The organism is Stenotrophomonas sp. NY11291, assembly GCF_023277365.1.
Classification (GTDB): Bacteria; Pseudomonadota; Gammaproteobacteria; order Xanthomonadales; family Xanthomonadaceae; genus Stenotrophomonas; species Stenotrophomonas geniculata.
Genome location: NZ_CP096975.1, coordinates 460595 through 479600, shown reverse-complemented (window position 1 = coordinate 479600; position 19006 = coordinate 460595). Strand labels below are relative to the sequence as shown.

Sequence of the window (19006 nt, the reverse complement as noted above, 5' to 3'; positions counted from 1 at the left end):
TGCCGGGCCACACCCACCCGCCCTCGACAGTTTCCTGCGGCTGACAGTAGATCCACGCCATGCGTGGATGAAGCTGCCTGGAGACGATGGATCAATCGATGTGACGGAACACCTGGATCACTTCGCGGTCCTGCGGCGCACCCAATACCCCACGCCAAGCAGCACGAACCACACCGGGCTGGCGATCAATGCCTGGCGGGTGTCGGGCTGCAGGCTCAACAGCACCAGCACGGCCGCGAAGAACACCAGGCAGGCCCAGCACATGGCAACCCCGCCGGGCATCTTGAAGATCGACGCAGCGTGGCGTTCCGGGTAGCGGCGGCGATAGGCCATGTAGGCCACCAGGATCAGCGACCACACGAAGATGAACAGCACCGTCGCCAGCGTCGTGACCAGGGTGAAGGCGGTCACCAGGTTCGGAATCAGGTAGATCAGCAGCGTGCCACCGAGCAGGCACAGGCACGAGAACAGCAGGCCACGGGCCGGCACGGCGGCGCGTGACAGTTTCGACAACCCACGCGGGGCGTGGCCCTCTTCGGCCAGGCCGTACAGCATGCGGCTGGTGGAGAAGATGCCGCTGTTGGCCGAGGACGTGGCAGAGGTCAGCACCACGAAGTTGATCAGGCTGGCCGCGGCCGGAATACCGGCCAGCACGAACAGCTGCACGAACGGGCTCTTGTCCGGCACCACCTGGCGCCACGGGGTGACGGCCATGATCGCGATCAGCGCCAGTACGTAGAAGATGATGATGCGCACCGGAATCGAATTGATCGCCTTGGGCAGGTTGCGCTCGGGGTCGGCGGTTTCGGCGGCGGTGGTGCCGACCAGCTCGATGCCGACGAAAGCGAACACTGCAATCTGGAAGCCGGCGAAGAAGCCGACCAGGCCCATCGGGAACATGCCGCCGTCATTCCACAGGTTCGACAGCGCCGCGGTATGGCCACTGGGCGAGGTGAAGCCCCATGCCACCAATCCGGCACCGGTGATGATCAGCGCGCAGATCGCCACGATCTTGATCAGCGCGAACCAGAATTCCATCTCGCCGAACAGCTTCACCGTCACCAGGTTCAACGACAGCAGCAGCATCACGCACGCCAGCGCCGGTTTCCAGGCTTCAAGCCCGGGGAACCAGAACTGCGCGTAGGCGGCAATGGCGATCACATCGGCGATGGCGGTGACGATCCAGCAGAACCAGTACGTCCATCCACAGAAGAAGCCGGCCCAGGGGCCGAGCAGATCGGTGGAAAAATCGATGAAGGATTTGTACTGCAGGTTGGACAGCAACAGTTCGCCCATCGCGCGCATCACGAAGAACAGCATCGCGCCGATGATCAGGTAGACGAAGACGATGGACGGGCCGGCCAGGCTGATGGTCTTGCCCGACCCCATGAACAGGCCGGTGCCGATGGCACCGCCAATGGCGATCAACTGCAGGTGGCGGTTGGACAGGCTGCGGCGCAGGTGCTCGGGGGGCGTTGCGGGCTCGGTCATGGGCGCGGGCAAAAGGGCGGGCGAAGCGTTCGAAGGTAGTCCTCCTCAGGCAGGAGCGCCAGCGCCGGATGAGCCAATCCCGTCAAACTTGGCCGCTTTCATCACAATGTGACCAAATACCGGATTCATCCCATTCCGCCCGGCCCGGCGCCATGCTCAGATAGCCGCACCTGCCCAAGGATCGGCCCGACCATGCGCCCTGCCCTGCCCGCCCCGCTGGAGCCCCGGCCATGAGCCGGCTGCGCGTCATCATTGGTGGCACCGCACTGGCGCTGCTGGCCGCGGCCGTGCCGATCGCGGTGATGGCCTATGCCACCTGGGACCGTGCGGTCAGCGTCGAGCAGCAACGCCTGCGCGACATTGCCGGCCGTGCCCTGCGCCGCGCCGACCAGTCCTACCAGGAAGCACTGGCGGCACTGCAGTCGGCCGAGGTCGGCGCCCACAGCGCCTGCGGGCCCGACCATATCCGGCGCATGCAGACGCTGGTGATGACCTCGCCGTCGGTCGACCAGATGGGCTACTTCGAGGGTGGCAAGCTACGCTGTACGTCGTGGGGGCCGTTCCTGTCCGACGTCAACCAGCCCAAGTCCGACCACGTCACCAGTGATGGCGCCGGCATCGCCGTGGATGTGCGCCCCGAGGCAAGCGGACGGCGCCAGGTCCTGTCGATCCTGTATGGCAACTACGACGTGCTGGTCGATCCGCGCCGCTTCGTCGATGTCATCGCCGACCCGAACGTGCGCCTTGCCCTGGCCAGCCCGGACGGCCGCCTCCTGGCCAGGCAGGACGGCATGGATCCGGCATTGCTTGAGACCCTGCTGCGCGCGCCGGGTGAAGGCCTGGACCACAACACCCTGTACGCCACCGCCCGCAACGAAGAGTGGCTGGCGATCGCGACCACACCGCGTACCGCGCTCGCCGCGACCTTCCGCCAGCAGGCGTGGCTGTTCGTGCCGATCGGCGTTCTGCTGGCCGCTGTCGGTGCCGGCCTGGTGATCTGGCTGTCGCGTCGCCGCCTGTCGCTGCGCGGCGAGCTGGCCACGGCGATCCGCCGCCGCGAGCTGTACCTGCACTACCAGCCCATCATCGAACTGGATACCGGCATCTGCGTCGGCGCCGAAGCGCTGGTGCGCTGGCAGCGCCCGGATGGCACCCAGGTGCGGCCGGACCTGTTCATTCCGCTGGCCGAAGAGGCCGGCATGATCGGCGCGGTCACCGATCTGGTGATCGAGAACGTGGTGCGCGACATGCGCGAGCTGCTGGTGGCCGACCGCAGCGCGCACATCGCGATCAACCTGGCCGCCGAAGACATCAGCAGCGGCCGCGCGCTGAAGATGATCTCCAAGCACATGGCCGGCAGCGGCATCCTGCCGCAGCAGATCTGGATGGAGGCCACCGAGCGCGGCTTCCTCGACCTGGACCGCGCCCGCACGATGCTGGCACAGGCACGTCGGGCCGGGCACAGCGTGGCCATTGACGATTTCGGCGTCGGCTTCTCCAGCCTGCAGTACCTGGAACAGCTGCCGCTGGACGCGCTGAAGATCGACAAGTCGTTCATCGATGCGATCGGCACCGAGAGTGCGACCAGCCCGGTGACGCCGCACATCATCGACATGGCCAAGGAGCTGGGCCTGTGGGTGGTGGCCGAGGGCGTTGAAACCGAGGCACAGCTGGCGTATCTGCATACCCGCAAGGTCGAGTTCGCGCAGGGCTGGCTGTTCTCGCGGCCGCTGCCACGGGATGAGTTCGTGGTGTTCCATCACAAGCGGCAGCAGCGCTATGGCGCGGCGCGGGAGCACATGCAGAATCCGCGCAGCGTGCCGATCGAGCGTGAGGGAGTGGAGTAGGACGGCGAACGGCGGAGCCCCTCGTGGTGGGTCGCGTACTGCTATCCCCGGGGCGGCCGGGACGGTCGGGTTCGCGGGGGACGCCGTAAACCCGTCCATGGGGCTTGGCCGCGGCATCCATGCCGCGGACACCCCCGCTAACCCGACCGCCCCGGCCTCTGACAGGTTCCGGCGGCGTCCCGCCACGGAATCAACGGGAAAAGGCAAAAGCAAACGCGGGTCGCTGCGCTCGGTAGATCCACGCCATGCGTGGATGGCGTGGACCACGGTAGTGCCGGCCGCTGGCCGGCACCTCCGTAACGTGTGGCTGCGCCTACGCCCAGGCCTTCGGCCGTGCCAACAGCCACGCCACGCTCACCGCCAGCAGCAGCAACGGCAGCCATCCCAACTGGTTCGGGCCGCCCGCCTGCAGCAGCAAACCCCCTGCAACGCCACCGGCAGCAATGGCCAGGTTCCAGCCGGTCACCAGCATCGACTGCGCCAGATCCGCGGCGGCACCGGCACGCCGCGCCAATGCGGTCTGGAACAACGTAGGTACCGCGCCAAAGGCAACGCCCCACAGGATCGTCGCCAGCAGCAGCGCGATCGCGTCGCCCGGCCACAACAGCAGGGTCAGCACCGGCACGATGAAGCCGATCACCGCGGCCCACACCAGCGTGCGCAGATGACGGTCCACACCCCAGCCGGCAATGACGATGCCGGCGATGGCGGCCAGGCCGAAGGCCAGCAGCAGGCGGTCCAGCCACGGGCCGGCACCGGCCTCCACCGCCAGCGGTTCGATGTAGGTGTAGAGCACGTTGTGCGCCAGCACGTACAGCACCATCACCGCCAACGCACTGCGCACGCCCGGCATGCGCCACACCGTAGCCAACGACGTACGCTGACCGGCCGCCGCCGCCGGCAACGCGGGCAATGCCCAGCGCGCGTAGGCCAGCAGCACGACTGCCAGCACGCTCATCAGCGCGAATGCCCAGCGCCAGCCGATCTGCTGGCCCAGCAACGTGCCGGCCGGTACGCCCAGCGACAGTGCCAGCGGCGATCCGACCATCGCCACCGCAATCGCCCGGCCCTGCAGCGAGGGCACCACCATGCGCGCGGCGTAGCCGGCCACCAGCGACCACAGCAGGCCACCACACACGCCGGCCAGGAAGCGCGCGGCCAGGATCAGCGGGTAGCTGCTGCTCAATGCGGTCAGCGTATTGACCACCACGAAGCCGGCAATCGCGGCGAGCAGCAAGGGACGTCGCGGCAGGCGCTGGGTCAGTGCGGTCATCGGCAGTGCGGCCATCACCGAGCCGAGCGCATACACGCTGACCAGCTGGCCAACCGCCGCGTCGCTCACACCGAGGCTTTCGCCCATCGGCCGCAGGACGCCGGCCGGCAGGGTCTCGGTCAGCAGAGTGATGAAGCCGCCACCGGCCAGCGCCAGCAGTCCCGCCCACGGCAGGCGCGTGGCTTCACCGGCCGGGCCAGCCGCATCGATGGCATGGCCGCTCATCGCGCGGTCTCCAGATCAGCATAGACCGCATCGCGCAGCTCATCGACGAAGGCACCGTCCATGCCTTCGTACAGGGTGTTGGTCAGCGCCACCACGCTGAGCCCACGCGCAGGATCGACAAACCAGCTGTGCCCGTAGGCGCCGCCCCAACGCCAGGTGCCTGCGCTCTGCGGCGTACCGCTGGCGGCCGCATCGCGCAGCACCGCAAAGCCAAGGCCAAAACCCCAGCCGGCCGGTTCCGGCGGCCCCTGTTCGCCCACCTGCGGGCTGGCCATCTCCGCTGCCAGTGCGGGCGGCAACAGGCCTGAACGCTGCACATCACGCAAGGCCTCCAGCACCGCCATCACTTCATCGGCGCTACCGACCAGGCCTGCCCCGGCCGAGGGGAAACGGCTGGCATCGGTGGCGCGCGCGAGGCTGTACTCGATGCCGACGGTACCCTCGAACGGAGCGACCACCTCGCCTTCGCGCAGGCGGTGCGGCTGCGGTGTGTCGGTGACGTAGGGCGTGGCAAGCCGAGCCGCATCGTGGGTGGCGAAGGCGGTATCGCGCAGGCCCAGGGGTGCGGCCAGCAAGCGCTCGAACAGTGCCTGCAGGGATTCACCGGTCGCTGCTTCAGCCACGGCACCGGCAACGTCCACGCCCAGCGAGTACAGCCACTGGCTGCCCGGCGCGAACAGCAGGGGGGCCTGCGCGATGCGGCGCACGTTGTCGGCCAGAGAGAGCGGGTTCGCGTCCATGCCATCGCTGACGCCAGCGCGTGCGTAGGGACCCTTCGCATCGGCTTCGAGAAAGCGATAGCCCAGCCCGCTGCTGTGGCTGAGCAGCTGGCGCAGGCTGATCGCTGGCGTGCTGCCATCAGCCAGCGCCGGGCGGAAGTCCCGCAGCCAGCGCTGCACCGGTGCATCCAGGTCGAGCACGCCCTCGGCCACCAGGCCCAGGATCACCGTGCTCAGCAGCGGCTTGCTCACCGAGGCCAGCCGGAACAGCTGGTCGCGCTGCATCGGCGTGGCCGACTCGCGATCCGCCAGGCCCGTCGCGCTGGCATGGCGCAGCGCGCCGTGCTCGCGCACCAGCACCACCGCACCGACCAGGCGCTGCGGGTGGACCTGCTGCAGCAGCCGCTGCACCGAAGGCAGTGTCGGCGCAGGTTCGAAGGAAGGAGCGGCATTCATCGCGGTGATCCGTGGGGGAGAGGCCGCCACGTTAGGCAGCGGGCGTCCGCGCAAAAAGCCGGTTGCCGCTCCGGGCATCATGGACCGTGTAGTCCGCAATCGGCATGATGGCCGGAACCGCAAGGCCGCAACGGTCTCCACGCCACCCCGCACCACAGTGTTGCGATGGCGGAGCCGCCCGCTACAGCCGCGCCGGCCTACCCTGCCGCTTTCATTGCCCGCACGCCCATGTCAGTCCTGGACAACCTCGCCAACCTGCAGACCTTCGTGCATGCCGCCGACACCCGCAGCTTTGTCGAAACCGGGCGCCTGCAGGGCATATCCGCCTCGGCAGCGGGCAAATGCGTGGCGCGGCTGGAGCACGCACTGGGCGTGCGCCTGTTCCACCGCAGCACGCGCAGCATCACGCTCACCGCCGAGGGTCAGCTGTTCCTGGCGCGTTGCCGGCGCATCCTCGACGAGCGCGATGCCGCACGCACCGAGCTGGCACAGCCGCACGCTACACCCCGCGGTACGCTGCGCATCAGCCTGCCGCTGGTGGGCGACCTCACCCTGCCGTTGATGGCCGAGTTCATGGCCGCGTATCCGGATATCCGCCTGGACCTGGACTTCAGTGACCGCCTGGTTGATGTCATCGAGGAGGGCTTCGATACGGTGCTGCGCGTCGGCGAACCCAGCGACTCGCGGATGAACGCACGCCGGCTGGGGGTATTCCCGCGGCGTGTCGTTGCCTCGCCGGGCTACCTGCAGCGCTGCGGCGTTCCGCGCACGCCGGCAGGCTTGATGCAGCACACGCTGCTGCACTATCGCTTCCCCACCACCGGCAAGCTGGAACCGTGGCCGATCCACTGGCCCGACGATGAAACGCCGCAGGAGCTTCCGGTGCACATGGTGGCCAACACCATCGAAGCGCGGGTAGCGCTCGCACTGCGCGATATCGGCCTGGCCTTCGTGCCGGTGCACTCGGTGCGCGATGCCCTGGCCGACGGCCGCCTGGTCACGGTGCTGGACGAACACGTGCATTCCTGCGGCACCTTCCATCTGCTGTGGCCGTCGGGCCGACACGTACTGCCGAAGCTGCGGGTGTTCATCGACTTCGTCGGCGCCCGCCTGGGTAACGTGCCGTAGATCCACGCCATGCGTGGATGCGTCTCGCGGCGAAAGGAAGCCGAGCATCGGCTCGGCTCTACAGAACCGCCCGATCATCGGTAGCGCCGGGCCATGCCCGGCGGCCGCGCACCCGACCATTCAGCCACTGCCGCTATACTGGCCGCTCATTCCTCCAAGAGGCTCGCGACCAATGCGCCATTGATGCCGCCGTCTTCCCACTAGACGGCCTGACTCTTCCCGCCCCTGCGCGCAGGGGAGAACCCGGCATCCATGGAGGTCGCATGACCCCGCATTCCCTCACGCTCGATCGCGTGTCGTATCGATTGGCCGACGGCCGCCCGCTGTTTTCCGATCTGACGTTTTCCTTCGAACCGGTCGCCACCGGCCTCGTCGGTGCCAATGGCGCCGGCAAGAGCGTGCTCGCACGCCTGCTGGCCGGCCGGCTGCTGCCCGACAACGGCCAGGTTCGCGGCAGTGGCCGCGTGTTCCTGTTGCCGACGCCCGGCTATCCACCCGCCGGCACGGTCGGTGAACTGGCCGGTGTCGGCGCGGAACTGGCCGCACTGCAACGCATCGAAGCCGGCAGCGTGGACGAGGCCGACTTCGCCCGCGTCGGCGACCGCTGGGATCTGCGCGAACGCCTGCAGCAGCAATGGCGTACGCTGCAGCTACCCGACGACCTCGATCCGGCCCAGCCGGCCGCGCGCCTCAGTGGTGGCCAGGCCATGCAGGTGGCGCTGTCCGGTGCCTGGGCCAGCGGTGCCGACTGGCTGATCCTGGACGAACCCAGCAACCACCTCGACGCACGCCATCGCCAACAGTTGTATGAACAGTTGCAGCAGTGGCGCGGCGGCCTGCTGGCGATCAGCCATGATCGCGAACTGCTGGCGCACATGCAGCAGATCGTCGAGCTCGATGCGCGTGGGCTGCATCGCTATGGCGGACCGTGGCAGCACTACGCCGACGCGCGCGCCGCCGAACGTGAAGCCGCCGCCGCCCAGCTTGACCATGCACGTGCACAGCACCGGCAACAGCAACGCAGCGCGCGCGAACAACACGAACGCCAGCAGCAGCGCCAGGCACGTGGCAACCGTGATGCGAAGCAGGCCAACCAGGCCCCGATCCTGCTCGGCCGGCAGAAGCAGCGCTCCGAGGCCAGCCACGGCCGCGCACAGCAGGTGCAGGCCGAGCGCCTGCAGGCCAGCACAGAGCAGCTGCGCGCAGCGGCATCCGCGGTGCATGCGGCGCCGGAACTGGCGCTGTTTGCCGGTGCGGGCGAGCGTGGCAGCGCGCGTCTGCTGGAGGCCGAGGCGCTGGTGCTGCCACATGGCTGCAGCGCCCCGCTGCAGCTGGAGATCCGCCGGGGGCAGCGCATCGCCGTGGTCGGTAACAACGGCAGCGGCAAATCGACCCTGCTGCGTGTGTTGGCCGGCCAGCTGCCTGCATGCAGTGGCACCGTGCAACGGCATGCACCACTGGCCCTGCTCGACCAGCAGTTGCTGGGGCTGTCCGGCGCGCGCAGCATCCTTGACACCGTGCAGGCCGCCAACCCGCGCGCGGACCCAGGCGAGCTGCGCACGCGGCTGGCCCTGCTCGGGCTGGATGCACAGCGCATCCAGCGGGCGGCCCACAGCCTCAGTGATGGCGAGCGGGTGAAGGGTGCGCTGGCCAGCGTGCTGTATGCCGATCCCGCGCCCCAACTGTTGCTGCTGGACGAACCCGGTAATGCGCTGGATCTGAGCGCATTGCAGGCGCTGGAGGAACTGCTTGCGGCGTGGCCGGGCGCGCTGGTGATGGTCAGCCACGACCGGCACCTGCTGCAGGCATTGCGACCGACGCACGTGCTGCAGGTGAGCACTGGGGGTTGGCAGTGGCGTGACGCCTTGTAGATCCACGCCATGCGTGGATTCGATTCTGTAGAGCCGAGCCCACGCTCGGCTGCAATTGCAGTAGATCCACGCCATGCGCGGATGGAATGATCCGCCAGCCGAGCGTGGGCTCGGCTCTACAAGGCGGGCAAAGACCGGTTGAACCGCCATCCACGCATGGCGTGGATCTACAGGAGCCGTTAGCTCAGCGCTTCCACACCGGGAATGCCTGCGGCATCTGCTGCCACAGCAGCGGTCCCGCACGCAGCTCCTGTTCGTTGAGCAGGCAGGCATCCAGCTCTGCGCGCACGGCGCGCTCGTCCATGTGCACGCCAATCACCACCAGTTCCTGGCGCCGATCGCCCCACAACGGGTGCCACAGGCGCTGCATTGCCGAATGCGCGGCCGCGTCCGGAAACTCCTCCGGTCCCGGCAACGGCGCGCTCCAGCAGTCGGCCTGCTGGCGCGCCCATCCGAGGTCGCTGTACGGCAGCGGTGTCGGCGGCAACAGCGGTGTGGTGTCCTCGATGCCCGCACGCACGCGATCGCGCGCGGCGTACCAGAAGCCCGCCGCCTGCGTCCGCGTCGCGGCACCCACGGTGTTCAGCTCGCCCACCCAGTCCATCCTGTTGGCCAGCCAGAACCAGCCTTTGCTGCGGATCACGCCGGGCATGCCCGACTGCAGCGCGCGGGCGAATCGCGCGGGGTGGAACGGACGTCGCGAGCGGTAGACGAAGCTACCGATGCCGTACTCCTCGGTTTCCGGTGTGTGCTCGCCCCGCAGTTCCTTCACCCAGCCCGGCGCACGTTGCGCACGCTCCATGTCGAAGCGACCGGTATCCAGCAGCTCGGCCAGCGGCACATTGCCGAAGCTGGACAGCAGCAGCTTCGCGTCGCGGTTCAGGCCACGCAGCACGGCCAGCGTGTCCTGCAGCACTTCGTCATCCACCTGGTCCACCTTGCTGACCACGATCACGTCGGCAAACTCCACCTGCTCGCACAGCAGGTCAACCACGCCGCGATCGTCCTCCGGGCCGGCCTGCTGGCCGCGCTCGGCCAGTCGCGACGTCGAGCCGAAGTCGGCAAGGAACGCGCTGCCGTCGACCACCGTCACCATCGTGTCCAGCCGCGCGATGTCACTCAGGCTGAAGCCGTGCTCGTCGCGCACCGCGAAGGTGGCCGCCACCGGCATCGGCTCGCCGATGCCCGTCGATTCGATCAGCAGATAGTCATAGCGGCCCGCATCGGCCAGGCGCCGCACTTCCTGCAGCAGGTCATCGCGCAGCGTGCAGCAGATGCAGCCGTTGCTGAACTCCACCAGCGTCTCTTCGGTGCGGCGCAGTTCGGCCCCACCTTCGCGCACCAGCTGCGCGTCGATGTTGACCTCGCTCATGTCGTTGACGATAACCGCCACGCGCAGACCCTCGCGGTTGCGCAGGATCTGGTTGAGCAGGGTGGTCTTGCCGGCCCCCAGGAAGCCGGACAGCACGGTGACCGGAAGGCGACGGTCGGCGCGGGAAACAGTGTTCATGTCGGAGCGGGTTGGCTGCGGAACAGAAATGTTACTGTATAACAATTGTTGCGCAAGGAACCTCCCCCGATGAAGTCGCCTTCTGCCGCCCTGCTCGATGCCGGTGCGGTCGCCCTGTCCAGCCTGTGCCTGCTGCACTGCCTGGCGCTGCCCCTGCTGGCCGCCGCGCTCCCCCTGTTCGGCACCTGGGCCGAAGCGGAATGGGTGCATCTGCTGTTCGTGGCCATCGCCCTGCCGCTGACCGGCTACGCGCTGTGGCGGGCCGAGCGCCGTCACCCGCTGCCGGTGCTGGCCTGGGCCACCGCCGGCGCCGGTCTGGGCCTGTTGCTGGCCGGCGCGCTGGCGCTGCCCTCGCATGACTGGGAAACGCCGATGACCGTCACCGGCAGCCTGCTGCTGGCCGCCACGCACATCTGGAACGCACGGCACCGGCACGCCGGGTAGAGTCGACTGTTAGTCGACTCTCGCGCGAAGCGCGGGATCTCATGCCGCCTGGGCGAAGAGCAGTCGACTAACAGTCGACTCTACCGCCCCTCGGCCTATTTGCCGTAGCGGCGCAGCAGCTCGACCAGCACCGCGGCCTCGTCCGCCCGCTGCTGCGGGTCGTCGGCAGCCACCACATGTTCCTGCAGGTGCTCGTGCAGCAGCTCCATCAACAGGCTGTGGGCTGCACCGCGCACGGCGGCGACCTGCACCAGCACGTCCGCGCAGTCGCCCGCCTCGCCCTCGGGCTTGTCCAGCGCCTGCTCCAACGCCGCCACCTGACCCGCGATACGGCGCACCCGGGTCAGCAGCTGCTTTCGATTCTTGTGTACATGGGCCATGACTGGATCATATACCCTATGGGGGTATCCACTCCACCCCCTTGGTCCCCCCATGCACCTGGACGCCCTCGCCGCCGCCCGCCGCCACGAACACCGCTTCGACGACGGCAACCCGCTGGCCGAACGCAATACCCGCCGCGCCCTGTGGCTCACCGTCGGCATGATGCTGGTGGAGATCGTAGGAGGCTGGTGGTTCAACTCCATGGCCGTGCTCGCCGATGGCTGGCACATGAGTTCGCACGCGCTGGCGCTGGGCCTGGCGGTGTTCGCCTACCGCTGCGCGCGCCGCTACGCGCACGACCCGCGCTTCGCCTTCGGCACCTGGAAGATCGAGATCCTGGCCGGCTACACCAGCGCCATCGCCCTGCTCGGCGTCGCCGCGCTGATGGCCGTGCAGTCACTGCAGCGGCTGTGGGTACCGGCGCCGATCCACTACAACGAAGCCATCGCCATCGCTGCGGTAGGCCTGGGCGTGAACCTGCTCTGCGCATGGTGGCTGCACGACAGCCCGGGCCACGCGCATCACCACCACGGGCATGACCATGGCCATCATCACGGGCATGACCACGAACACCACGATCACGGCCATGCGCACGGTCACGACCTCAATCTGCGCTCGGCCTACGTGCACGTGCTGGCCGACGCCGCCACCTCGGTGCTGGCCATCGTCGCCCTGCTCGGCGGCAAGCTGCTGGGCCTGACCTGGCTGGACCCGGTGATGGGGCTGGTCGGCGCCGCGCTGGTCACGGTGTGGGCTGTAGGCCTGCTACGCGACAGCGGCCGCATCCTGCTCGACGCGCAGATGGACGCACCGGTGGTGGCCGAAGTGCGCGAAGTGATCGAACAGGGTCCCTGGCCGGCGCGCCTGGCCGACCTGCACGTCTGGCAGGTCGGTCGCGGCAAGTACGCGGTCAGCGCCAGCGTGGTTACCAGCGACGCAGGTCTGGATGCCGATACCGTGCGCAACGCGCTGGCGATCCATGAGGAGCTGGTGCATGTAACGGTGGAGATCCACCGCAGCTGATCCTGCGCGACTGCGGTCGAATCTGTAGAGCCGAACCCATGCTCGGCTTGCCGTTGCCTTTGCAGCGCCGAGCCATGCTCGGCTGTCGCAGGCCATCAGCCGAGCACGGGCTCGGCTCTACAGTCAGAACTTCAGCATCATCCGCAGCAGGTACATCAGCAGCGGCAGCGCACTCAGCACCGCACCACCGATGCCGATCCACGGCCAACGCTCACCGCGCACGCGCGAAGCCACCGCCAGACCGCCGCCCACCAGTGCCGCACCCAGCACGCCCACGCCCAGCCCGGCGGCCATGCCATTGCCGCCTGCGGCCACCGCCGCCTGCGCAGCCAACGTGCCCGCGCCCCAACCCACAGCGATCCCCAGCCAACTGGCCATGCCGCACCACGGTGCCTTGCCCTGCGCCATCCGAAAACCCCTTTGTTCTTGCCGAATTTCTGTACGGGCCGTGCCCGCATGCTGCCTACACTAGCCGCACCTGCCCCGTAGGGACATCCCATGCGCACGCTCCGCCTGCTGCTGCCCGGTGCCCTCCTGCTGCTCACCGCCTGCAGTGGCGACGCCGGGCTTCCTTTCAGCGCCGACCCGTTGCAGGGCTGCTTCGCCACCGGCGCGCGCAAACCGGCCGATTTCCGCATCGACAGGGAAGGCGGCCAGTACTTCGTCTCCTTCAGCCGCGGCGACCAGTGGCAGCGCGAGCCGAATGCCCTGCATAAGGCCACCCGCAGCGAGATCAGCCGCTACTTCCGCGATGACGCCGAGCAGATCGACAGCGCGTTGATCCGCATGGCCGGTGGCTTCGGCATCTTCCACTTCAACAAGGACGCGACATTGAAGGGCAAGGCCAGTGATAGTGACTACATGGCGCTGATGCTGATCGGGGCTGGGCCGGTGTATGCGGTGAAGTGCCCGTAAGACGCAATGATTCTGATGGCGACTCAGGGCACTATGGGCGCATCCTGTCTTCTTTGAGGAGCGATGCCAATGCTGCTGTTTCTGCTGCTTGCGGTAAGCGCGCCGAAGACCCAGGGTGCCTATGACGAAGTCCGGCAGCTGCCCGATGGCCAGACCCTGATAATGCGCACTCTGGATTGGGACCTCGGCGATGGCACGAAGGAGCGCGTCATCGTGCACTGGCTGCTGCAGGAGGACGGCCGCATGCGCTACGACTTCGATCGGCAGCCACCGCAAACCCAGGAGGCCCATCGTCGATCGTGCGCGCGGCAGGGCATGCAGCCGTCGCGTGGCGTCGGCATGATCGCGGGGGAAGGGACCACACACGGTTACAGCTGCACCAGCGCTAGCGTCGGGCCCACGCCCGACTCCTCCCTGCCTGCATCCACGCATGGCGTGGACCTACTTTGACATCGGCTTGGCTCTACAACAGCTGCGGTACCATGCCCTCCCCCGAACCGCCCCGGTACCCGCCGTGCCCCATTACACCGGCCCCCTGCTGACCCGCGACAGCGCTGACACCCTGCGCCGTGCCCATGACAAGGGCGCTGCCGACTGGCAGGGTTCGCTCGACCTCGGCCGCAGCGAGGACAGCGTGGCGCTGGATGCCGACGGCTTCCGCTTCCGTGGCCAGCCCTACCCGTGGCCGGGCAAGCTGAAGGACCGCACGCTGTACTACTGGGACGGCGAGGACTTCGCCCCGATCTCGCGCTACAGCGGCTCGCTGATCAAGCTGGTGCCGACCGAATGGGGCGCACCGACCTTCGAGATCGACGGCATCAAGATGCTGCCGACCTCCAAGCTGTCACCCTTCGAGGATGCGCGCCGCAAGGTCGAGCTGGTCGCCCCGGCCGGCAAGGTGATCCTCGATACCTGTGGTGGCCTGGGCTATTTCGCCGCCTGCGCGTTGGAGGCCGGTGTCGGCCAGATCCGCTCGTTCGAGAAGAATGCCGACGTGATGTGGCTGCGCACGCTCAACCCGTGGTCACCGGATCCGGACTCGGCTGCGGCCGGTGGCCGCCTGCAGTTCAGCCACGGCGATGTCTCGCAGCAGATCGAACAGGTGGCCAGCAACAGCGTCGACGCGATCCTGCACGACCCGCCGCGCTTCAGCATCGCCGGCGAACTGTACTCGCAGGTATTCTACGACCACCTCGCCCGCGTCATCCGAAAGGGCGGTCGCCTGTTCCACTACACCGGCGCGCCGAACAAGCTGACCAGCGGCCGCGACGTGCCACGTGAAGTGGCCAAACGTCTGGAAAAGGCCGGCTTCAAGGCCGAGCTGGCGCTTGACGGTGTGCTGGCCGTCAAGCGCTGAGCCTCACTCCGAATCCACCTTGGCCAGCTTCATCACCCACGTCGGCACTTCCGGTTCTCCGGCGTAGAAGTCCTTCGGTTTCTTCTCCGCCATCGCCCAGCGGTGCAGCCAGCTCGGGCCGTAACGGCCACTGTAGCCTTCGGCACCGCGTGCATAGGCCGGGTCACGCATCGCCTCATCCAGTGAGATGAAGCGATAGCCGCGGCGCTTCGTCGCCGCCACCAGTTCGGCGAACGTGGCCGCATTGAGTTCGTTGGCGTGCATCAGCCAGACCTGTGGCAGCGCGTAGCCCAGCAGTGCCTGCGACTGCTTCTCGTAGTAGTCCAGCTTGTTCAGCATGTACGGCACGTAGCCCTTGCGCAGCTGCGCGAGCGTGGCCTCACGCGCCGGGGAATCGGGCTGCTCGTTCATCACGTTGGCATAGGCGAACGCCCACACCCACTCGCCGTTGTCGACCGTCACCGGTGCCACGCGGTAGCCATGCTGCCTGAAGAACGCGTCCATCTGCGCGCGTTCTTCCGGCGTGCGCCCTGCACGCAGATAGGGGTGTCGCATCCACTGCGGCTTCAGCCCACGCTCGGCCAGCAGCGGCCGCAGCACCGTCTCGCCACGCAGGAAATCCTGCTGGAACGCAGGCACGCCCTTGGCATTCAGGTCCATGTGCGAGTAGGTGTGGTTGCCGAGCACATAACCGGCGTCCAGCCAGTCGCGCAGCATCTGCGCCCGCGCCGGCTGCACCTGCCCGTCGATCTCAAGCTTGTTCCCGTTGACGAAGCCGACTACCGGCACACCCGCCTGATGCAGCTGCGCCATCAGCGCTTCATGCCGCGACTGCAGGTCCGGCGGAACGATCTGGTCCACCCGCGCCCAGGGCAGGTCGTCGATGGTCACCGCAATCCGGCGATCCACTTCGGCGGCGTGCACCGCCAACGAACACAGCAGCAATGGCACAGCACGCAGCAACCAACGCATCAGCACATCCTTGCAGGAGCGAAGTGCTGACTTTAGCGCGATTGTGGATGCATGGTCGGCCACGCACCCGCTATGGGCTGCGCGACTGCACCTGACGCTCGCGCACGATCGCCCGCCACAGCATGAATCCTGCGGCCATGGCCATCAGCAACAACGCGACCAGCACGAAGGCAAGGTCATCGGGATTACGCAGCAGCGGCGCGTGCTCGCGGGTGAGGATGCCAAACACCACCTCCTGCGCCTGTGCCAGCGGCAGCCGGCCCTGCTCGCCCAGTTCCACCAGGCACGCCGCTGGGGACAGTTTGGCCACGCTGATCCATGCCATGTCGTACAGGTGCAATACCCTGGCGGCCAGTGCCAGGATCGCTGCGTGCAGCGCCATCAATCCCCAGTTGGCGCGTCGCAGGCGTTCCGACACGCGGCCCAGGCGGTAGACGCTGATCGACATCGCGCCCAGCAGCGCCAGCGCCACGCCCGCCATCGGAATCCACTGCAGCGGTTGCCATGGTGCAAGCGCAGTGGACCGCGCCAGCAGCTGTTCTGCGACCTGCATGCGTGCGACCGGGTCGGGCCCACCGCATGCGTCATCCACCGGCTCCAGCAGCAATCCCACGCGGTAGTGGAAGAAGCCGGCTGCAAGGGCTACCGCCAGCAGCGCCACCACCTGCAGTGCCAGCAGAATCGGGCCAGGACCACAGATACGACAGAAGCGGGCAGCAGCAGAGACCATCGGTTCATCCGTGACAACAAAGGACCATCCTAACCAAGCGCCCTGTGCTTGTCGGCTGGCGGATACGACAACCGTCGCGTGGTCCCGGTAGGATGTGGATGAGCATGGATGGTCGTATGTAGAGGTGTTGTGGATGGTCACGCTGTATCTGTGGGTGCGAACGCTGCTTCCGCTGCTGGCGTTCGTGATCGCCTGGATGCTGCTGTCGCGCCTGATCAAGGCCCGCGTGGCGCGCCTTCCACGGGTTCCCTTGAACCTGCCCGAGCACAGCAGCAGCCCGCGCCGGAAGGACCGGCGCATCTACGCGCGCAAGCTGCGGCGCAGACCGGGCCTGCGCACCGCAACGCGCCCGGCCACCGCGCCGCGCAGCTGGAGCCTCGCGGCGGTGTTCGTTTCGTTCTCTGCGTTGATCGCCACCGTGCTGGTCATGCCGGATGGCGCGCGCTTCCAGGTGATGGTCGAAAGCCTCACTGGCTACCCGGCCACGATTGCAGAAGTACATGTTCCCGCTGCCGGGCAGCCTCTCGTGCTGCAGGCGTGGCAGCCCGCACTGGCGCAGCTGTCGCGGCCGGTAGCGATGCGCTACCCGATCGGGCGCACCGGCGGCGAGCATGACGCGCACGCCACGCTACCGGTACAGGTGAGACATCAGGGTGGTCGGCTACAGGTGGCTGCGGCACTGCCGGTGGATGCCGATGTGCTGCGTGCAGAGCTTGCGCACCTGGCTGGGGTACCAGTTGAGGCCATCACCGTCCGCCAGAACAAGATCGCGCCCTGGCTGGAACCCGGCTGGAAGCCGCTGGCCGACCTGTAGAGCCGAGCCCACGCTCGGCTGCTGTTGCAGTAGATCCACGCCATGCGTGGATGGATGCAGAGCGGAGTCGAGCATGGCTCAACTCTACAGATCACGATCCGCGCGGCAGCTTCGCGGCCCACATGTTGTCCACCAGATTCGGGTAACGTCGCCCATTCTCTTCCGCCCGCTGTCGCGCCGCCTCTTTCTGCGCAGGCGACAGCGGCTGCGAGGTCTGGCCCTTGGGGTTGGGCTTCTTCCACGGAGGTGTCTTGGTCTGGCGCATGGCCGCAGCTTACCGCTTCAGGAAGTTCAGCAGCGCCAGATTGAAGTGGTCGGCATGGCTCGTGTTGCAGCCATGCGGCGCACCTTCCAGGATCACCGCCTCGCTGCCCGCAATCGCCTGATGCGTTCGCTGCCCGGAACCTTCAAACGGCACGATGGCATCGCTGTCACCGTGCAGGATCAGGGTTGGCACGGTGATCTTCTTCAGATCGTCGCGAAAGTCGGTGGTCGCGAACGCGTGCATGCAACCCAGCGCCGCCGTCTGGTCGGATTGATGGCACAGCGCGATGGCCGCCTGACGCGTCTCTTCGGTCACCATCAACTGGCCGTTGGCGCTGAAGAAATCGCGGGTGAAGCCATCGAAGAACGCCTCGCGATCTTTCTCCAGACCACTGCGCATTTCGTCAGCCTTGTCCTGGGTCAGCGGGCCTTCCGGGTTGTCGTCGCTGCGTAGCAGGAACGGCGGTACCGCTGCTGCAAACACCACACTGTGCAGGCGTTCCTGGCCATGGTTGGCCACGTAACGCGCTACCTCGCCACCGCCCATCGAGAAGCCGACCAGGGTGACGTCGCGCAGGTCACGTTCCTCGATCACCCCGGCCAGATCCGCCGCCAGCGTGTCGTAGTCGTAACCTTCTGCCGGCTTGTCAGAACGGCCGAAGCCACGCCGGTCGTAGCTGAGCACCCGGTGCTGGGCGTCGCGCAGGATCGACACCTGCGTCTTCCAGGCATCGGCGGACAGCGGCCAACCGTGAATCAGAATGACCGGGCGGCCATCGCCACCGGTGTCTTCAACGTGCAGGCGGACGCGGGAAGCAGGCATGGGAGCTCCTGTGGAAGGGGAGGCTTTCAGGCTATGGGTCGGCTCCTATCGCGACTGTGATGGAATCGCCGGCCGCCATGACACCACCTGCACAGGCCACGCCACCCGGCCAATCCATAGATGCGGGCATTCACTCCCTGGAAATCCCGTTTCGTCGCAGGGCGGCTGCGGCCCCCGGAGCGCCGTGCGAGCCTGCGTGAATCCCGTCCTGGAGCCTCGCCATGCTGCTGCTCACCCTGCCCCTGCTTGCTGCCGGCCTGGCCGCCGCCCCGAGCGCTAACGAAACCCTGCGCGAGCAGATCCGCCAGGCCGACGCGCAGCTGTTCGCCGCCGCGTTCGACGACTGCGATGCCGACAAGGCGGCAGCCATGACCACTGAAGACATGGAGTTCTTCCATGACAAGGCGGGTAAGTCCGCCAGCAAACGTGAGGACTTCCGCCGCAGCGTGGCCGCCCTGTGCGACAGCACCCGCGCCAACCACATCCATCTGCGCCGCGAACTGGTGGAAAGCTCGCTGCAGGTGTTTCCGCTGCACGACGATCGCGCCCTGGAGATCGGCGACCACCGCTTCCACGAGCGCGATGCAAACGGCATCGAGCACTGGACCGGCCAGGCCCGTTTCATCCAGGTCTGGCGCCGCGTGGACGGGCGCTGGCTGGCCGAGCGGGTGATCAGCTACGACCATCGGCCGGCGGACTGATCGCTGCGATGCGGTGGTTCACGGACCGGTTCTATACTGCCCAGGTCCATCACGACCTACCG

20 protein-coding genes are annotated in these 19006 nt (G+C 67.6%); 10 read left to right on the top strand and 10 right to left on the bottom strand.

Annotated elements, in window-relative coordinates; translation table 11 throughout:
* Positions 1-117 precede the first annotated feature (117 nt).
* The gene (gene cycA, locus M1L61_RS02185; protein WP_143994934.1) at positions 118-1491 is read right to left on the bottom strand and encodes a D-serine/D-alanine/glycine transporter; all 1374 of its coding nucleotides are present in this window, start codon (positions 1489-1491) and stop codon (positions 118-120) included.
* Positions 1492-1721: 230 nt separating this feature from the next.
* Here cycA and M1L61_RS02180 point away from each other — a divergent pair, with 230 nt between their 5' ends.
* Positions 1722-3338: an EAL domain-containing protein gene (locus M1L61_RS02180; protein ID WP_164194413.1), complete on the top strand. Its 1617-nt coding sequence runs from the start codon at positions 1722-1724 to the stop codon at positions 3336-3338.
* Positions 3339-3651: 313 nt separating this feature from the next.
* Here the strand turns inward: M1L61_RS02180 and M1L61_RS02175 are convergent, their stop codons facing one another.
* Together M1L61_RS02175 and M1L61_RS02170 are read right to left on the bottom strand one after the other, a co-directional pair.
* Positions 3652-4836: an MFS transporter gene (locus M1L61_RS02175; RefSeq protein WP_019660888.1), complete on the bottom strand. Its 1185-nt coding sequence runs from the start codon at positions 4834-4836 to the stop codon at positions 3652-3654.
* Positions 4833-6011, bottom strand: a complete 1179-nt coding sequence (locus tag M1L61_RS02170) for a serine hydrolase domain-containing protein (RefSeq protein WP_043399859.1) — start codon at positions 6009-6011, stop codon at positions 4833-4835. The genes M1L61_RS02175 and M1L61_RS02170 overlap by 4 nt, the downstream gene beginning before the upstream one ends.
* Positions 6012-6239: 228 nt before the next feature.
* Here M1L61_RS02170 and M1L61_RS02165 point away from each other — a divergent pair, with 228 nt between their 5' ends.
* Together M1L61_RS02165 and M1L61_RS02160 are read left to right on the top strand one after the other, a co-directional pair.
* The gene (locus M1L61_RS02165) at positions 6240-7139 is read left to right on the top strand and encodes a LysR family transcriptional regulator (RefSeq protein ID WP_248854252.1); all 900 of its coding nucleotides are present in this window, start codon (positions 6240-6242) and stop codon (positions 7137-7139) included.
* Positions 7140-7402: 263 nt separating this feature from the next.
* Positions 7403-9010 carry an ATP-binding cassette domain-containing protein gene (locus M1L61_RS02160; RefSeq protein ID WP_191850563.1) on the top strand — a complete coding sequence of 536 codons (1608 nt, stop codon included), beginning with the start codon at positions 7403-7405 and terminating at the stop codon, positions 9008-9010.
* A 184-nt stretch (positions 9011-9194) separates the two neighbouring features.
* Here M1L61_RS02160 and M1L61_RS02155 read toward each other — a convergent pair whose 3' ends face one another.
* Positions 9195-10520 carry a GTP-binding protein gene (locus M1L61_RS02155; RefSeq protein WP_019337975.1) on the bottom strand — a complete coding sequence of 442 codons (1326 nt, stop codon included), beginning with the start codon at positions 10518-10520 and terminating at the stop codon, positions 9195-9197.
* A 69-nt stretch (positions 10521-10589) separates the two neighbouring features.
* Between M1L61_RS02155 and M1L61_RS02150 the strand changes: the two genes are divergently transcribed.
* On the top strand, positions 10590-10964 hold the full coding sequence (locus tag M1L61_RS02150) for a MerC domain-containing protein (RefSeq protein ID WP_010484159.1): 375 nt from the start codon (positions 10590-10592) through the stop codon (positions 10962-10964).
* A gap of 95 nt (positions 10965-11059) precedes the next feature.
* Here M1L61_RS02150 and M1L61_RS02145 read toward each other — a convergent pair whose 3' ends face one another.
* The gene (locus M1L61_RS02145) at positions 11060-11344 is read right to left on the bottom strand and encodes a metal-sensing transcriptional repressor (RefSeq protein ID WP_010484160.1); all 285 of its coding nucleotides are present in this window, start codon (positions 11342-11344) and stop codon (positions 11060-11062) included.
* Positions 11345-11396: 52 nt separating this feature from the next.
* Here M1L61_RS02145 and dmeF point away from each other — a divergent pair, with 52 nt between their 5' ends.
* The gene (gene dmeF / locus M1L61_RS02140; protein WP_191850561.1) at positions 11397-12368 is read left to right on the top strand and encodes a CDF family Co(II)/Ni(II) efflux transporter DmeF; all 972 of its coding nucleotides are present in this window, start codon (positions 11397-11399) and stop codon (positions 12366-12368) included.
* A 123-nt stretch (positions 12369-12491) separates the two neighbouring features.
* On the opposite strand, the gene M1L61_RS02135 is transcribed toward dmeF, so the two are convergent.
* A complete protein-coding gene (locus M1L61_RS02135; protein WP_049412167.1) occupies positions 12492-12776 on the bottom strand; it encodes a hypothetical protein in 285 nt (94 codons plus the stop codon).
* 90 nt (positions 12777-12866) lie between these two features.
* Here M1L61_RS02135 and M1L61_RS02130 point away from each other — a divergent pair, with 90 nt between their 5' ends.
* The 3 genes from M1L61_RS02130 to M1L61_RS02120 all read left to right on the top strand — a co-directional run bounded on the left by M1L61_RS02130 (position 12867) and on the right by M1L61_RS02120 (position 14640).
* A complete protein-coding gene (locus tag M1L61_RS02130; RefSeq protein ID WP_049412170.1) occupies positions 12867-13283 on the top strand; it encodes a hypothetical protein in 417 nt (138 codons plus the stop codon).
* Between the two features lie 69 nt (positions 13284-13352).
* Entirely contained in the window at positions 13353-13733 is a 381-nt protein-coding gene (locus tag M1L61_RS02125; RefSeq protein WP_043399885.1) for a hypothetical protein, read from the top strand.
* Between the two features lie 64 nt (positions 13734-13797).
* Positions 13798-14640, top strand: a complete 843-nt coding sequence (locus tag M1L61_RS02120) for an MnmC family methyltransferase (protein ID WP_043399888.1) — start codon at positions 13798-13800, stop codon at positions 14638-14640.
* A 3-nt stretch (positions 14641-14643) separates the two neighbouring features.
* Here the strand turns inward: M1L61_RS02120 and M1L61_RS02115 are convergent, their stop codons facing one another.
* Complete coding sequence (locus M1L61_RS02115; protein ID WP_043399891.1) at positions 14644-15612, bottom strand: polysaccharide deacetylase family protein; 969 nt, start codon at positions 15610-15612, stop codon at positions 14644-14646.
* 70 nt (positions 15613-15682) lie between these two features.
* Positions 15683-16342: a hypothetical protein gene (locus M1L61_RS02110; RefSeq protein ID WP_053442450.1), complete on the bottom strand. Its 660-nt coding sequence runs from the start codon at positions 16340-16342 to the stop codon at positions 15683-15685.
* Between the two features lie 133 nt (positions 16343-16475).
* Between M1L61_RS02110 and M1L61_RS02105 the strand changes: the two genes are divergently transcribed.
* The gene (locus M1L61_RS02105) at positions 16476-17156 is read left to right on the top strand and encodes a hypothetical protein (protein WP_248854251.1); all 681 of its coding nucleotides are present in this window, start codon (positions 16476-16478) and stop codon (positions 17154-17156) included.
* Positions 17157-17247: 91 nt separating this feature from the next.
* Here M1L61_RS02105 and M1L61_RS02100 read toward each other — a convergent pair whose 3' ends face one another.
* Both M1L61_RS02100 and M1L61_RS02095 read right to left on the bottom strand, forming a co-directional pair.
* Positions 17248-17421 (bottom strand): hypothetical protein, encoded by a 174-nt coding sequence (locus M1L61_RS02100; protein ID WP_005412082.1) that lies wholly within the window; start codon positions 17419-17421, stop codon positions 17248-17250.
* Positions 17422-17430: 9 nt separating this feature from the next.
* A complete protein-coding gene (locus M1L61_RS02095; protein ID WP_248854250.1) occupies positions 17431-18243 on the bottom strand; it encodes an alpha/beta hydrolase in 813 nt (270 codons plus the stop codon).
* A 221-nt stretch (positions 18244-18464) separates the two neighbouring features.
* On the opposite strand from M1L61_RS02095, the gene M1L61_RS02090 reads away from it, so the two are divergent.
* Complete coding sequence (locus M1L61_RS02090) at positions 18465-18944, top strand: nuclear transport factor 2 family protein (protein ID WP_248854249.1); 480 nt, start codon at positions 18465-18467, stop codon at positions 18942-18944.
* The last annotated feature ends 62 nt before the right edge of the window (positions 18945-19006 follow it).

Bases quoted from the DNA above. Each gene is read 5' to 3' on its own strand.
- cycA (WP_143994934.1), bottom strand. From the start codon at position 1,491: ATGACCGAGCCCGCAACGCCCCCCGAGCACCTGCGCCGCAGCCTGTCC.
- M1L61_RS02180 (WP_164194413.1), top strand. From the start codon at position 1,722: ATGAGCCGGCTGCGCGTCATCATTGGTGGCACCGCACTGGCGCTGCTG.
- M1L61_RS02175 (WP_019660888.1), bottom strand. From the start codon at position 4,836: ATGAGCGGCCATGCCATCGATGCGGCTGGCCCGGCCGGTGAAGCCACG.
- M1L61_RS02170 (WP_043399859.1), bottom strand. From the start codon at position 6,011: ATGAATGCCGCTCCTTCCTTCGAACCTGCGCCGACACTGCCTTCGGTG.
- M1L61_RS02165 (WP_248854252.1), top strand. From the start codon at position 6,240: ATGTCAGTCCTGGACAACCTCGCCAACCTGCAGACCTTCGTGCATGCC.
- M1L61_RS02160 (WP_191850563.1), top strand. From the start codon at position 7,403: ATGACCCCGCATTCCCTCACGCTCGATCGCGTGTCGTATCGATTGGCC.
- M1L61_RS02155 (WP_019337975.1), bottom strand. From the start codon at position 10,520: ATGAACACTGTTTCCCGCGCCGACCGTCGCCTTCCGGTCACCGTGCTG.
- M1L61_RS02150 (WP_010484159.1), top strand. From the start codon at position 10,590: ATGAAGTCGCCTTCTGCCGCCCTGCTCGATGCCGGTGCGGTCGCCCTG.
- M1L61_RS02145 (WP_010484160.1), bottom strand. From the start codon at position 11,344: ATGGCCCATGTACACAAGAATCGAAAGCAGCTGCTGACCCGGGTGCGC.
- dmeF (WP_191850561.1), top strand. From the start codon at position 11,397: ATGCACCTGGACGCCCTCGCCGCCGCCCGCCGCCACGAACACCGCTTC.
- M1L61_RS02135 (WP_049412167.1), bottom strand. From the start codon at position 12,776: ATGGCGCAGGGCAAGGCACCGTGGTGCGGCATGGCCAGTTGGCTGGGG.
- M1L61_RS02130 (WP_049412170.1), top strand. From the start codon at position 12,867: ATGCGCACGCTCCGCCTGCTGCTGCCCGGTGCCCTCCTGCTGCTCACC.
- M1L61_RS02125 (WP_043399885.1), top strand. From the start codon at position 13,353: ATGCTGCTGTTTCTGCTGCTTGCGGTAAGCGCGCCGAAGACCCAGGGT.
- M1L61_RS02115 (WP_043399891.1), bottom strand. From the start codon at position 15,612: ATGCGTTGGTTGCTGCGTGCTGTGCCATTGCTGCTGTGTTCGTTGGCG.
- M1L61_RS02110 (WP_053442450.1), bottom strand. From the start codon at position 16,342: ATGGTCTCTGCTGCTGCCCGCTTCTGTCGTATCTGTGGTCCTGGCCCG.
- M1L61_RS02105 (WP_248854251.1), top strand. From the start codon at position 16,476: ATGGTCACGCTGTATCTGTGGGTGCGAACGCTGCTTCCGCTGCTGGCG.
- M1L61_RS02100 (WP_005412082.1), bottom strand. From the start codon at position 17,421: ATGCGCCAGACCAAGACACCTCCGTGGAAGAAGCCCAACCCCAAGGGC.
- M1L61_RS02095 (WP_248854250.1), bottom strand. From the start codon at position 18,243: ATGCCTGCTTCCCGCGTCCGCCTGCACGTTGAAGACACCGGTGGCGAT.
- M1L61_RS02090 (WP_248854249.1), top strand. From the start codon at position 18,465: ATGCTGCTGCTCACCCTGCCCCTGCTTGCTGCCGGCCTGGCCGCCGCC.